Origin of the sequence: Desulfurivibrio modestus (assembly GCF_044068625.1) — a bacterium.
Lineage (GTDB): Bacteria > Desulfobacterota > Desulfobulbia > Desulfobulbales > Desulfurivibrionaceae > Desulfurivibrio.
Window position 1 is genome coordinate 13,576 of the sequence record NZ_JBIPKH010000016.1, and the last position, 12,987, is coordinate 26,562.

The window sequence follows — 12,987 nt, forward strand, 5'->3', positions numbered from 1 at the left end:
TATCCACCCTCGCTCCCAGGCGGGTAAAAAAGAGACAGCCACGACTCTGCCGGCGGCCGGACCAGGACCAGGGTCCCTGACCTCCCCCAGGATAAACGCCGGCAGGCGGCGACGGGATCGGCCCCATATCTTTTTGCCGATTCCGGCACGGATCGTGTAAGTAGTAAGGGTGCAAGCCCGCCATACCTTCTGTCGATTTGAAAACCGGAAACTCCACTATGACCAAACTGGCCCCCCAAAAATTTATCCTGGCGTCGCCCTGGATCTTCACCGCCGCCGTGGCCATCCTCCTGGGAATCATCCTGGTATTCGCGGTGGACAACATGCGGCGCGAACAGCGCCAGGCCACGGAAAGCCTGTTTAACCGGGGCCAGGCGGTGATCCGGCTGGTGGAGGCCGGAACCCGCTCCACCATGATGCGGATGGCCTTCCCCGACCCTCTCCAGTTCCAGCATCTGCTGGAACAAACCGGCCAGGAGGAGAGTATCCTTTATATCGCGGTGGTGGACCACCGGGGTCTTATCCTGGCCCACAGCGACCCGGAACTGGTGGGCACCCAGCTCCCCTTTTCTCTACCCGGCCAGGAGGGTTTCCCCGCCGCCAATGGCGAGCCACCCTTCCCTTCCCCGGCCCCGGCTTACCGGTTGCTAACCGAAACCGCTTTTCCTGCCCGGGTTTTCGAGGTTTACGCCCCCTTCAACCCCCTGGCCAGAGGCCGGCACTGGCGGGAGCAGGCGGAGCTCAACCAGGCGCAGCGGCCCCGGATGGGCCATATGGGGATGGGCCCGATGGGTTCAGGCGGTCGTCTGGGGCAGGAGGGAGTCGGGACCGAAGGGATTCCGGCTATTTTTGCCCGGGGGGAGTTGCGACTGATTCTGGTGGGACTGGACATGAAGGCCGAAGAGGCGGTGATCAACCGTAACCGTCGCCATATCTTCTTCATCTCCCTGGCTTTGCTGCTGGCGGGTATCGGGGGCTGGACCGCCCTGCTGGCCATTCAAGGTTACCGCAAAGAGATGGAGCGGGAGGTCCAGAAGCATGAGCACCTGGTGGCGCTGGGCAAGATGGCGGCCGGGGTGGCCCACGAGGTCCGCAACCCCTTAAGTTCGATCAAGGGACTGGCCACCCTGTTGGGCAACCGTTTCCCCGCCGATGACCCGGACCGCGACACCGCCCGCCTGCTGGTCAGCGAGGTTGAGCGCCTCAACCGCAGCATCGGCGAGCTGCTCGACTATGCCCGCCCTCTCCCCCTCAACCGCCGCCCCTGCGACCTCAACCAGTTGCTGCAAAATTCGCTCAAACTGGTGGCCGCCGACGCCAAGGCGCTCAAGGTGGAGCTGGAGTTCACCGCCGCTCCCCAGCTGCCCACCGCCGACCTGGATCCCGACCGGATCACCCAGGTGCTGCTCAACCTTTATCTCAACGCCCTGCAAGCTATGCCCCAAGGAGGAGTGCTGCGGGTGCGGGCCGAGGCGACGGGCGGCGGCGCCGGGCGGGTCCGGCTGGTGATCAGCGACACCGGCCAGGGCATTGCCCCCGCCGACCTGCCCCGGATCACCGATCCCTACTTTACCACCAAGCCCGATGGTTCCGGCCTGGGCCTGGCCATGGTCCGAAAGATTATCGACGAACACGGCGGCCAAATGACCATCGCCAGCCGGGAGCATCAGGGCACTACGGTCACCATCACCCTCTGAGGGGCTTACTCCTTTTCCCGCTGGATATGGGCGCCCACCGCCGCCAGCTTGCCCACCAGGTTGTCGTAGCCCCGATCCAGGTGATAGACCCGCGAAATTTCGGTGACCCCCTGGGCGGCCAGACCGGCGACCACCAGGGAAGCACTGGCCCGCAGGTCGGTGGCCATCACCTTGGCTCCGCGCAGGGTGCCGGTGCCGTTGACGATGGCGCTGTGGCCGTCCACCCGGATATCGGCTCCCATCCGGCGCAACTCCGCCACATGCATGAACCGGTTTTCAAAAATGGTTTCGGTGATCAGGCTCAATCCCCGGGAAAAGCACATCAGGGCCATCATCTGGGCCTGGAGGTCGGTGGGAAAACCGGGATAGGGCATGGTCTTGATATCCACCCCCCGCAACTGACCGTTACCGGCCACATGGAGGCGTTCCCGCTCCTCCCGCACCTTAACCCCGGCCGCCCGCAACTTTTCATAGAGGGAGGGAAGCAGGGAGGGGTCGCAGTTGGTCAGGGTCAACTCTCCACCGGCGGCCGCCGCCGCAATCAGGAAGGTCCCGGTTTCGATCCGGTCGGGGACGATCCTGATCCGGGCCGGTTGCAGCTGCCGCACCCCTTCGATCTGCAGGGTATCGAGATCTCGACCCTTGATCCTGGCCCCCATCCCGTTGAGCATATCCACCAGGTTGCCGATCTCCGGCTCCCGGGCCGCGTTTTTGATGATGGTGGTACCCTGGGCCAGTACCGCTCCCATCAGGATATTTTCCGTGGCGGTAACCGAGGGGATATCGAAACAGATGGTGGCGCCGCGCATCCGATCGGCCACCACGGCATCGACATAGCCCTGATCCAGCTGATGGGTTACCCCCAGTTGCTCAAAGCCCTGGAGATGAAAATTGATCGGCCGGGCCCCGATGGCGCAGCCGCCGGGCAGCGAGACCCGGGCCCGACCCATCCGGGCCAGCAGCGGGCCCAACACCAGCACCGAGGCGCGCATGGTCTTGACCAGGTCATAGGAGGCCTCAAAGCTGTGTAGACCGGAGGTGTCGATGGTCAGGGTATCGCCCTCCCGTTGCCAGGTTGTCCCCAAGGCCTCCAACAGAGCCAGCATGGTCCGGGTGTCACGCAGGTCGGGAACATTCTCCAGCACGTGGGGGCCGGGAGCCAGCAGGCAGGCGCAAATCAAGGGCAAGGCGGCATTTTTGGCCCCACTGATCCTGATCTCCCCCTCCAGGGGATGCCCACCTTCAATCACTATCTTGTCCATGACTCCTCCGACAGCTAAGAATTCTTGGTAATCCGGCCAGATCGGGCAGGACTTCAACCTGATCGAAGGCGGGACTGGCCCCAAAAAGTGCCCGCACCGCCGCCTCCTGATCCCAGCCGATCTCGATCAGTAACCGACCGCCGGGGCGCAGATGGGGCGGAATCTCCCGGGCCAGGGTGATGACCTCCCGCAAACCCGCCTCGCCGCCATCCAGGGCCTGGCGCGGCTCGAAATCCCGCACCTCCGGGGCCAGAGAAGCCAGGGCGGCGGCTTCCACATAGGGCGGATTGCTGACCACCAGATCAAAGGGCGGGGTTTGGGGACCGAAAGCACTCAGCCAGTCGGCGGCCAGCCAGGCCACTCTGTTCTCCACGCCGTGCCGGTGGGCGTTGCCACGGGCAATGGCCAGGGCGGCGGGGGAGCGGTCCACGGCAACAACTCTGGCCTGGGGCAGTTCACGGGCCAAAACCACGGCCAGCACCCCGCTGCCGGTGCCCAGATCGAGAATATTGATGGTCCCGCCATGATGGGCTGAGGATTGCCGGGCGAACTTGAGGGTCTCTTCCACCAGTAGTTCCGTTTCGGGGCGGGGAATCAAGACCGCCGGCCCCACCCGAAAAGGCAGGGACCAGAACTCCCACTCGCCCAAAAGGTACGCGATGGGCTCCCGCCCGGCCCGGCGCCTGACCAGCTGCTCCAGGAGGGCCAACTGGCCGGGGGCGACCGGTCGCTCGCCGGCCAGGATCAAACCGGCCCGGTCGCAACCCAGCAGCCAGGCCAGCAGCAGATCCGCCTCCCGGGCCGCCTCTTCAATCCCGGCCTGGCGCCAGCAGGCGATGATCAGGCCTCGCAACTCCCCGACCGTGGCCCCCGGAGCCGCCACGAAGGGCGGCGATGGCGCGGCCTCCCCGGTCATCAGTGCTGCTTGAGGGCCTCGGTTTGATGATGAAGCATCAGGGGTTCGATCACTTCATCGAGACGGCCAAGCATCACCTCATCCAGCCGATAAACGGTGAGGTTGATGCGATGGTCGGTGAGCCGGTTCTGGGGAAAATTGTAGGTGCGAATCCTCTCGCTGCGATCCCCGCTGCCCACCTGACTCTTCCGGTCCGACGAGATCTTGTCATGCTGCTCCTGCTGGAGGCGGTCCAGGAGGCGGGCCCGGAGGACCTGCAGGGCCTTGGCCTTGTTCTTGTGCTGGGATTTCTCATCCTGGCAACTGACCACCAGACCGGTGGGCAGGTGGGTGACCCGCACCGCCGAATCGGTGGTATTTACGCTCTGGCCGCCGGGACCGGAGGAGCGAAAGACGTCAAATTTCAGTTCGGCGGGGTTGATCTTCAACTCCACCTCCTCGGCTTCGGGCAGTACCGCCACCGTCACCGCCGAGGTATGCACCCGTCCCTGGGTCTCGGTATCGGGCACCCGCTGGACCCGATGGACACCCGATTCATACTTCAAACGGCTGTAAACACGGTCGCCGCTGACCAGGGCGATAATCTCCTTGTAGCCGCCGATCCCGATGGGATTACTGCTCAACACCTCCACCTTCCAGCCCTGATCCTCGGCATAACGACCATACATCCGAAAAAGATCACTGGCAAACAGGGCCGCCTCGTCGCCACCGGTGCCGGCTCGAATCTCCAGCACGGTATTTTTCTCGTCGTTGGGGTCTTTGGGCAACAGGGCCAGCCGCAGCTCCTTATCCAGGGTCTCGATTCGGACGCGCAACTCCTCGCTCTCGACCCGGGCCATGGCCAGAATCTCCTCGTCATCCTCCTCCTGGAGCAACTGACGATTGGCGGCCAGATCCCGTTTCGCCTTGAGGTAATCGGCGTAGAGGGCGTCCAGCCGGGTCACCTGGGAGTGCTCTTTGGCCAGGGCCTGAAAACGGGCGGGATCACCCATCAGCCCCGGATCGGCCAGACGATTCTCCAGGTCTCTTTTGCGTTCGGCTATATCGGCAAGCTGTTCAAACATATCTTCACAGGGGGGTATTCAAACTGACGACAAAAAAACGCCCCGTGGCCGACTGCCGGCAACCGCCGGCACCACCAGGGGGCGCTCCAGATACCACTGAACGGCAAGCTACTTGTCCAGGGTTCTGCCATACTTCTTGAGAAATTTTTCCACCCGGCCGGCGGAGTCGATCAGCTTCTGTTTACCGGTGAAGAAGGGGTGGCAGGCCGAGCAGATCTCCACCCTCACCTCATCCAGAACCGAGCCGATCTCAACCTCGTTGCCACAGGCGCAGGACGCCTTGATTTTATGATATTCAGGATGGATACCTTCCTTCATGGCCATGAACCTCCGCTGAGTTGAGCAAAATTAAGGGCAATAGTGATAAAAACAGGTGATTATACCCTTTTTGGCAAACAATACAAGTAAAAGGTGAAGTCGCTCCGGCTAGTTTCCGCTGCTGCTGACCATGGAGGCAAAGAAATCCTCGTTGGAGCGGGTGCGTTTCATCTTGTCCAGCAGAAACTCCATGGCATCCACCGGGTTCATCGAGGAGAGCAGCTTGCGCAGAATCCAGATCTTGTTCATCTCCTCGGGATCGAGCAGCAGATCCTCCTTGCGGGTACCCGACTTGGTGATATCCATGGAAGGAAAGATCCGCCGATCGGCCAGTTTACGTTCCAGCACGATCTCCATATTACCGGTGCCCTTGAACTCCTCGAAGATCACGTCATCCATCCGGCTGCCGGTTTCGATCAGGGCCGAAGCGATGATGGTCAGGCTACCACCCTCCTCGATATTGCGGGCGGCGCCAAAAAAACGCTTGGGCCGATGCAGGGCGTTGGAATCAACCCCGCCGGAGAGGATCTTGCCGCTGGGGGGAACCACCGTGTTATAGGCCCGGGCCAGCCGGGTGATGCTGTCCAGCAGGATAACCACGTCCTTTTTGTGTTCCACCAGCCGCCGGGCCTTGTCCAGAACCATCTCGGCCACCTGGATATGGCGCTGGGGCGGCTCGTCGAAAGTGGAACTGATCACCTCGGCGTTGGTCACGCTGCGGGCCATGTCGGTGACCTCCTCGGGCCGCTCGTCGATCAGCAGCACGATCAGGATGATCTCCGGGTGGTTCCTGGTGATACTGTTGGCGATATCGGTGATCAGAACGGTCTTGCCGGTGCGGGGCGGGGCGACGATCAAACCGCGCTGGCCCTTGCCGATGGGAGACATCATGTCCATGATCCGCATGGAGTAGTTGTCCGACTCCCGCTCCAGGCGAATCCGCTGGTTGGGGTGAAGGGGAGTCAGGTTGGAGAAGAGGGTCTTGTCGCGGGCCATTTCGGGTGGATCGAAGTTGACCTTATCCACCTTGAGCAGGGCGAAATAGCGCTCACCCTCCTTGGGGGAGCGCACCGGACCCTCCACGGTATCACCTGTCCGCAGGTTGAGCCGCCGAATCTGGGAGGGGGACACATAGATATCATCGGGGCCCGGCAGATAGTTGTAATCGGGAGCCCTGAGAAAACCAAAGCCGTCGGGCAGCACCTCCAGCACCCCGCCGCCGTAGTTGTCGCCGTTCTTGCCGGAGGAGGAGCCCTGTTGTTGCAGGATGGCAAAAATCAGCTCCTGCTTGCGCATGGCGGTATAGCCTTCGATATTCATCCCCTTGGCAATACTGGTCAATTCGGCAATTTTCTTACGCTTCAATTCCCCGAGATTCATGAACTTTTACTCTCCCTCTGTAGTCATCGGCGATCCTGCCGATCAGGCTTTGACTGGTTATAATTGTTGGTTAGCCGTGGTTCCCCTCCTTGCCTCTCCGGACAAGAAAAACAGAGAGAAGAGCGCGCCGGATTCACCGCAACGACCGAAACCCCGTGGGGGCAGCAAGGCAACAGACTTAATTTTAAGCAATAGTGTGTGTGTTAATTGGCAGGCAGCCCCGCACAGATGACCGGGCCACAAGGATTGCATTACGAAATATCCGGATTTATACCATGGAAAAAACGTTATGGACCTGCACAGACAGGGTCGATGATTGACAACCGTGCCGACTGGCGACCGCAGTGCCGACCAAGTCCTGAATACCGTTTATGCCCGGGGAAAGAACAGAATAACCGCCAGTGATCGGCGGATTAGGCGGGATAGTATTGGCTTCGGGTCCCACTGTCAAGAATTTTCGATTATTTTCTCAATTTTTTCCAGTTGCCGGCAGGTTGCTTCCCAGGGACCGGAGTTATCGATCAGGAGATCGGCCCGCGCGGCCTTTTCCCTCAAGGGCATCTGGGCCGCCACCGCCGCCCTGGCCTCGGCCAGGCTCACCCCGTCGCGCTGGAGCAAACGGGCCAGACAGACCTCTTCCGGGGCCCAAACCACAATTACCCGGGAAAAATCATCGGCCCAGCCGGCCTCATAGAGCAGGGGCACCTCCACCAGGATCCGCTCCCGGCCCCCCGGATTCAACCGGGCGACCTCGGCCAGCATCGCTTCCCGGATCAAGGGGTGGAGCAGCTGATCGATCTCCGCCCGCAAGGAGGGATCGGCAAAAATGGCCCGCCGCAGCCGGGAGCGATCCAGGGTTGCAGCGGCCCCCCAGAAACGAGAGCCGTAACGGCCCTCCAGGGCCAGCCATCCGGCCTGGCCGGGCCGCAACAGCTCCCGGGCCAACTGATCGACATCGATGGTCGCCAAACCGTGGGCCTGGGCCAGCCGACGGGTCACCCGGCTTTTGCCCGAGGCGATCCCGCCGGTGATTGCCACCAAGTGCCGCCGCCACCGGGAAGGTTTTTTCATCGGGACTGCCCCGTAAGATGGGGGCCGCCGGGGCGGGTGGCGGCTCGCAAACTGCTTAACACCGCCTCCAGATCGGGGCACAGCGGGGCGTTAAACTCCAATCTTTCGCCGCTGCGGGGGTGATTGAAGGCCAGGCGCAAGGCGTGCAGCCATTGCCGGTTTATCCCGAAACGGCGATCCCGGTCACCACCCTTGCCATAAAGAGGGTCTCCGGCCACCGGGTGGCCCAGGGCCGCCATATGGACCCTGATCTGGTGGGTTCGCCCGGTTTCCAAATTCAACTCCACCAGGGTATAGCCGGCGGGAAACCGCTCCAACACCCGCCAGCCGGTCGCGGCCGCCCTGCCCCCCTCGGGCCGCACCGCCATCTTCTTGCGCCGCACCGGATGACGGCCAATGGGAAGATCAACTCGACCCTGTTCGCCCCTCATTACCCCGGTCAACAAAGCCCAGTATTTTTTGGCCACCGCCTGGCTTTTAAATTGGCGTATCAGTTCCCGATGGGCGCGATCATTTTTGGCCACCACCAGGCAGCCCGAGGTGTCCTTGTCCAAGCGATGGACAATTCCGGGGCGCAATTCGCCGCTGATCCCGGAAAGGTCACGGCAGTGATGGAGCAGGCCATGGACCAGGGTTCCCTGCCAGTGCCCCCCGGCGGGATGGACCACCACCCCCGGCGGCTTGGCCAGGACCAGAATATCTTCATCTTCGTGGAGGATGGCGAAAGGGACCTCCTCGGCGACCAACTCCACCGGGGCCGGCGGCGGCACCCGTACCTTTACCCGATCCCCCACCTTGAGCAAAGTCCCGGCCTTGGGTGAGGTGCTCGGAAAACCGGCGGCACCGGCCGCCGGAGAGCAGAGCTCCACCAATCCCTGACGGATCAGGGCCTGCAGGCGGGAACGGGTCAACTCCTGGCCGGCCAAAGACTCGGCCAGAAAAAGATCCAGGCGCCTTCCCGCCGCCGGCGGCGGCACCACAAATTCAAATGATGGAAATTCTTTCGAGGTCACATGCAGAGGGGGCCGACACCACCATGACAAATCAGGAAAAGATCCGGTCGATGCTGGCCGCCACCTGCTCTTCCTGGGTCTCTTTGGCCAGGGCGATCTCCTTGATCAGCAAGCTCTTGGCGGTATCCACCATTTTGCGCTCACCAAAGGAAAGCTCCTTGTCCTCACGCAACAGGAGCAGGTCGCGGAGTACCGCGGCAATCTCAAAAACCGAACCGGTTTTAATCTTGCCCATATATTCGCGGTAGCGCTGGTTCCACGGCTGGGATTCCGGCTCCATGCCGCGTTCATTGAGAATATCAAAAACCTTTTTCACATCCCCGGCGGAGATGATGTTGCGCAGGCCCACCGTCTTGCAGCTCTTGGTGGGAATCATCACGGTCATGTTGGAATCGACAATCCGCATCACATAAAAGGACTGTTCCAGCTCCCCGATGCACCTCGACTCAATAGACTCGATCTTGCCGACCCCATGGGCCGGGTAAACCGCCATATCACCAACACGAAACACACCCAAAGCCATACTCATGATCCTCACCCCCCCAAACCAGTAATCCTGTTTGCCGACTGGGCATAATCTCCCCGTCCCGGAAAAAAGGAAAACCGATTATAACACGTAAGACGGGAATTATCAAATCTGAGTTAAGGAGGGAATGACGGAGGGGGAGAGCGACCGGTCCTAAAGGCCTTCTTCGCTGGGCCAAGCGGGGGAGGCGTTGATCAGGTTCATCGCCGCTTTTTCATCACGCTGCAGCAAAAGCTGCACCCCCTCCGCCAGAAAAACAAAGAGCCGCTCCAGGCGATCCCGCTCGGAGGGAGCAAAAGGGGCGAGAACATAGCCGGCGGCGGGCAGTTCGCCCCGGGGTCTGCCCACTCCGATTCGGAAGCGAACAAAATCACGGCTGCCCAGATGTTCCATCAAGGAGCGAATACCATTATGCCCCCCGGCTCCCCGCCCTTGGGCCACCCGGCAACTGCCAAAGGGCAGATCCAGCTCATCGTGAAAAACCACCAGTCGGGAGGGCTCCAACCGGTAAAAATTGGCGATCCGGGCTGCGGCCAGACCGCTGCGATTCATGAAGGTCAGGGGTTTGGCCAGCAAAACCTGCTGGCCCCAGAGCTCCCCCTTACCCACCCCGGCCTCCCATTTTCCCTCCCTTTTCCAAGAGATGCCATGGCGGCTGGCCAGGAAATCAAGGAAGAGAAAACCGACGTTATGGCGGGTATGGTGGTACTCGGGGCCGGGATTACCCAGCCCCAGTAAAAGCCGCATCCTGGTTACTCGATGCCGCCCACCACGGCCACACAGACCGCGTCGCTCTTGCCGACCAGTTCAACCCCGGCGGGCAAAGGCAGCTCGCCGCAGGTCAGTTTGGAGTTGGGCCCCAGGGGAGCCACATCGACCTCAACGAAGTCGGGGATATCCAGCGCCTTGCCCTTGAGGGAAACCTTCTCCATGGAGGTCTCCAGTTCACCACCCATCTCCACCCCCTTGGCCTTGCCCTTGTAGCGCAAGGGAACCTGAAAAACCAGCGGTTCATCCAGGGAGATCTCATAAAAATCGGCATGGAGGACGTTGTCGACGATGGGGTCGGTCTGAATCTCCCGGGTTACCACGTGATAAACGGTGCTGGAACCGCCGTCGACCACCTCCAGGTTGATCACCGAATTACGGCGATGGACCGAAAAGAGGGCCTTGGTGAAGGCATGGGTATCCAGGCTCAAGGCCTGGGGGGTCTGCTGCCTGGGGCCGTAAAGCACCGCCGGGGTCCGTCCGGCCCGGCGCAGGCTGCGGGACGCGCCCTTGCCATAATGGTCACGCTTCTCCGCCGCGATATCAACTTGCAACATGGTGTTCCTCCTCGCAATACTTTAAGTCAGCCCTTTAATCTGATCTGCCGGCAATCGCGCCGGCATAGTGAAATTTCCGTTAAAAACGCAACCTATACAAACAGCGAACTTACCGAATCCTCGGAATGGATGCGGCGGATCGCCTCCGCCAGCAACTTATTAACCGAAAGCACTTTGATTTTGGCGCATTCCCGCGCGGCCCCCCGCAGGGGGATACTGTCGGTGACCACCAGGTTCTTGATCCGGGATTTTTCCAGACGCTCAATGGCCGGACCGGAGAGAACCCCGTGGGAGCAACAGGCGATCACCTCGGTGGCCCCGGAATCGATCAGGACGTTGGCCGCCGAGCAGAGGGTACCGGCGGTATCCACCATATCATCGAGCAACACGGCAACCTTGCCCTTCACGTCGCCGATCACGCTCATCGCCTCACACTCGTTGGCCCGCTCCCGCCGCTTATCGACGATGGCCAGGGAGGCGTTAAGCCGCTTGGCAAAAGCCCGGGTCCGCTCCACTCCCCCGGCGTCGGGTGAGACCATCACCACCTGCGAGACATCAACGTGATGGGTGAGATAATCCAACAGCACCGGGGCGGCAAACAGGTTATCCACCGGAATGTTGAAAAACCCCTGAATCTGACCGGCGTGGAGATCCATGGTCAGCACCCGGCGCACCCCCACCACCATCAGCATCTCGGCCACCACCTTGGCGGTGATCGGCACCCGGGGGGCCACCTTGCGATCCTGGCGGGCGTACCCGTAATAGGGCAGCACCGCCGTGATCCGCCGGGCGGAAGCCCGCCGCAGGGCATCGACAATGATCATCAGCTCCATCAGGTGGTCGTTGACCGGCGGGCAGGTGGGCTGGATCACAAACACATCCCGCCCCCGGACATTCTCGCCGATTTCGACAAATATCTCCCCATCACTGAACCGCCGAACTTCCGCCTTGGAAAGGGGAGTGTTCAGGTAGGCACAAATGCTCTCGGCCAGGGCCGGGTTGGCGTTGCCGGCAAAAATCTTCATCTCGTTGACAGCCAAGGATCCTCTCCTTTTCGGATAAGAGGCCACCCGCACCCGGCTGGCCTGCAGCTAAAAAATGGCTGGGGCGGCAGGATTCGAACCTGCGAATGCAAGAGTCAAAGTCTTGTGTCTTACCGCTTGACGACGCCCCATTTTACAGTCGCTCGACGGCCCAGCACGGCCGAACTGGGATGCTGCCTTTTATTCAACCCCCGCAGGGGGCAAGGGTTCAGTATTACACACCAGCGGATAACGGCCCCGCATGGCGGCCTCACAGGCGGCGGCCGCCTCACCTTGGCTGAAAGTGCCGAAAACCGTGGGGCCGCTGCCGGCCATCAAGGCCGCGTCGGCGCCGGCAGCCAGCAGCTCGGCCTTGATCTCGGCCAACTGGGGGTAACGGGTGATGGTCACCCTCTCCAGATCATTCACCAGGGAGCCCCACCCCTCCTCACCGGCCGTTAAAGAGCCGGTTAAATTAAAGGGATCGGCCTGTTTTGTCAATGGAAAGTTGGCGGACTCGTAAACCCACTTGGTGGAGACGGCGAAACCGGGGTTGACCAGCAGCAGTCGGGCGATCCCCGGCGGGATCGAAGCCGGGCTCAGAATCTCGCCGATTCCCCGGGCCCAGGCCGCCGGCGCTTGCTGCAGAAAAAAGGGCACATCGGCTCCCAGGGAGCGGGCCAGCTCCGCCAGGGTTGCCGAGGTCAGGGCGGCGGGATAAAGTTGATCAAGACCGCGAAGAACGGCGGCGGCGTCACTGCTGCCCCCACCCAGACCCGCCGCCACGGGAATCCGCTTATGGAGGGTGATCTTGAGGGCCGGCTCCAGAGCGGCAGCCTCATAAAAGCGGGCCGCCGCCCGATAAACCAGGTTGTCGCCATCCTCCGGCAGATCACTGCCGGGGCAATGCAGCCAGAGCCCCGGTCCAGAGACAGGGGCCAGGGTGAGCCGGTCGCCAAAGGCCAGCTTCAGCATCAACGACTCAAGCTGGTGGTAACCGTCGGGGCGCCGACCCAGGATGCGCAGGGAAAGGTTGACCTTGGCCGGGGCGAACAGCTGGAGGGAATCGCCGCCGTCAGCGGGTTTGCCGGACATAGCGCATCCGTAGGTCATAAAGAATGTTTTCCAGCAGATCAGCCTCCTTGGTGGTCAGATTGCCCGCCGTCTTCTCCTGGAGCAACCGCAAGGTGTCGATGACATGCTTGGCCAGTACCAGATCCCGCTCCAGCTTGCCGCTATTGGGATCGGCCAGCTCCCCCAGATGGAGGAGGGCCGAATTGTTCAGCGAGATCACCAGGGTGGTGAAGGTCACCTCCGGCAGCACGCACTTGCCATCTTTGCGGACCCGGCCCGGCGGACAGGGCCGCTGTTCGTTGGAGTCAACCATCATCCC

Annotated in this window: 14 protein-coding genes and 1 tRNA gene; 1 reads left to right on the plus strand and 14 read right to left on the minus strand. The window is 61.7% G+C overall.

Annotated elements, in window-relative coordinates; all coding sequences use genetic code 11:
• Positions 1 to 218: 218 nt before the first annotated feature.
• Positions 219 to 1,697, plus strand: a complete 1,479-nt coding sequence (locus tag ACHHRT_RS10145; RefSeq protein WP_395499651.1) for an ATP-binding protein — start codon at positions 219 to 221, stop codon at positions 1,695 to 1,697.
• A gap of 5 nt (positions 1,698 to 1,702) precedes the next feature.
• Here the strand turns inward: ACHHRT_RS10145 and murA are convergent, their stop codons facing one another.
• The 14 genes from murA to ACHHRT_RS10215 all read right to left on the minus strand — a co-directional run bounded on the left by murA (position 1,703) and on the right by ACHHRT_RS10215 (position 12,981).
• Positions 1,703 to 2,959: a UDP-N-acetylglucosamine 1-carboxyvinyltransferase gene (gene murA, locus ACHHRT_RS10150; RefSeq protein WP_395499652.1), complete on the minus strand. Its 1,257-nt coding sequence runs from the start codon at positions 2,957 to 2,959 to the stop codon at positions 1,703 to 1,705.
• Positions 2,940 to 3,875 carry a peptide chain release factor N(5)-glutamine methyltransferase gene (prmC, locus tag ACHHRT_RS10155; protein ID WP_395499653.1) on the minus strand — a complete coding sequence of 312 codons (936 nt, stop codon included), beginning with the start codon at positions 3,873 to 3,875 and terminating at the stop codon, positions 2,940 to 2,942. Before prmC ends, murA begins: the two co-directional genes overlap by 20 nt.
• Positions 3,875 to 4,939, minus strand: a complete 1,065-nt coding sequence (prfA, locus tag ACHHRT_RS10160; RefSeq protein WP_395499654.1) for a peptide chain release factor 1 — start codon at positions 4,937 to 4,939, stop codon at positions 3,875 to 3,877. The genes prmC and prfA overlap by 1 nt, the downstream gene beginning before the upstream one ends.
• 108 nt (positions 4,940 to 5,047) lie before the next feature.
• A complete protein-coding gene (gene rpmE, locus ACHHRT_RS10165; RefSeq protein WP_395499655.1) occupies positions 5,048 to 5,257 on the minus strand; it encodes a 50S ribosomal protein L31 in 210 nt (69 codons plus the stop codon).
• Positions 5,258 to 5,365: 108 nt separating this feature from the next.
• Positions 5,366 to 6,637, minus strand: coding sequence for a transcription termination factor Rho (gene rho, locus ACHHRT_RS10170; protein ID WP_395499656.1), 1,272 nt, complete (start codon positions 6,635 to 6,637; stop codon positions 5,366 to 5,368).
• A 447-nt stretch (positions 6,638 to 7,084) separates the two neighbouring features.
• On the minus strand, positions 7,085 to 7,708 hold the full coding sequence (coaE, locus tag ACHHRT_RS10175; RefSeq protein WP_395499657.1) for a dephospho-CoA kinase: 624 nt from the start codon (positions 7,706 to 7,708) through the stop codon (positions 7,085 to 7,087).
• The gene (locus ACHHRT_RS10180; protein ID WP_395499658.1) at positions 7,705 to 8,721 is read right to left on the minus strand and encodes an RluA family pseudouridine synthase; all 1,017 of its coding nucleotides are present in this window, start codon (positions 8,719 to 8,721) and stop codon (positions 7,705 to 7,707) included. Before ACHHRT_RS10180 ends, coaE begins: the two co-directional genes overlap by 4 nt.
• A 31-nt stretch (positions 8,722 to 8,752) precedes the next feature.
• The gene (locus tag ACHHRT_RS10185; RefSeq protein ID WP_395499659.1) at positions 8,753 to 9,250 is read right to left on the minus strand and encodes a CarD family transcriptional regulator; all 498 of its coding nucleotides are present in this window, start codon (positions 9,248 to 9,250) and stop codon (positions 8,753 to 8,755) included.
• A gap of 150 nt (positions 9,251 to 9,400) precedes the next feature.
• Positions 9,401 to 9,994, minus strand: a complete 594-nt coding sequence (gene pth / locus ACHHRT_RS10190) for an aminoacyl-tRNA hydrolase (RefSeq protein WP_395499660.1) — start codon at positions 9,992 to 9,994, stop codon at positions 9,401 to 9,403.
• A gap of 5 nt (positions 9,995 to 9,999) precedes the next feature.
• Complete coding sequence (locus ACHHRT_RS10195; RefSeq protein WP_395499661.1) at positions 10,000 to 10,572, minus strand: 50S ribosomal protein L25; 573 nt, start codon at positions 10,570 to 10,572, stop codon at positions 10,000 to 10,002.
• Positions 10,573 to 10,664: 92 nt separating this feature from the next.
• Positions 10,665 to 11,612, minus strand: coding sequence for a ribose-phosphate pyrophosphokinase (locus ACHHRT_RS10200; protein ID WP_395499662.1), 948 nt, complete (start codon positions 11,610 to 11,612; stop codon positions 10,665 to 10,667).
• A gap of 59 nt (positions 11,613 to 11,671) precedes the next feature.
• Positions 11,672 to 11,746: transfer RNA gene (locus tag ACHHRT_RS10205), tRNA-Gln, on the minus strand.
• A gap of 49 nt (positions 11,747 to 11,795) precedes the next feature.
• Entirely contained in the window at positions 11,796 to 12,707 is a 912-nt protein-coding gene (gene ispE, locus ACHHRT_RS10210) for a 4-(cytidine 5'-diphospho)-2-C-methyl-D-erythritol kinase (RefSeq protein WP_395499663.1), read from the minus strand.
• The gene (locus ACHHRT_RS10215) at positions 12,670 to 12,981 is read right to left on the minus strand and encodes a DUF1844 domain-containing protein (protein WP_395499664.1); all 312 of its coding nucleotides are present in this window, start codon (positions 12,979 to 12,981) and stop codon (positions 12,670 to 12,672) included. Before ACHHRT_RS10215 ends, ispE begins: the two co-directional genes overlap by 38 nt.
• Between the last annotated feature and the right edge of the window lie 6 nt (positions 12,982 to 12,987).